Annotated in this window: 1 rRNA gene; it reads right to left on the bottom strand. The window is 53.9% G+C overall.

Features of this window, described 5'->3' with window-relative positions:
• A 23S ribosomal RNA gene (locus WN59_RS07900) occupies positions 1-707 on the bottom strand; the annotation flags it as partial.

Genomic DNA, 707 nt, shown 5'->3' on the forward strand with positions numbered 1-707 from the left:
ATATCAGGTTACAGTAAAGCTCCACGGGGTCTTTCCGTCCTGTCGCGGGTAACCTGCATCTTCACAGGTACTATGATTTCACCGAGCCTCTCGTTGAGACAGTGCCCAAATCGTTGCGCCTTTCGTGCGGGTCAGAACTTACCTGACAAGGAATTTCGCTACCTTAGGACCGTTATAGTTACGGCCGCCGTTTACTGGGGCTTCGATTCGCACCTTCGCTTACGCTGAGCGCTCCTCTTAACCTTCCAGCACCGGGCAGGCGTCAGCCCCTATACGTCACCTTTCGGTTTGGCAGAGACCTGTGTTTTTGATAAACAGTCGCTTGGGCCTATTCACTGCGGCTCATATCTCTATGAGCACCCCTTCTCCCGAAGTTACGGGGTCATTTTGCCGAGTTCCTTAACGAGAGTTCGCTCGCTCACCTTAGAATTCTCTTCCCAACTACCTGTGTCGGTTTACGGTACGGGCGGTGATCGTCCTCGCCAGCGGCTTTTCTCGGCAGTGTGAAATCAATGGCTTCGCCTACTAAATTTCGGCTCCCCGTCACAGCTCATGGTTATACAGGGCGGATTTGCCTGCCCTGACCACTCACTGCTTGGACGTGCCCTTCCGGTCGCACGCTCCATCTATCCTACTGCGTCACCACATCACTCAAACGGACATCACCGGTACAGGAATTTCGACCTGTTGGCCATCGCCTACGCATC

The sequence above is a fragment of the Salinicoccus sediminis genome (genome assembly GCF_000986795.1).
Lineage (GTDB): Bacteria > Bacillota > Bacilli > Staphylococcales > Salinicoccaceae > Salinicoccus > Salinicoccus sediminis.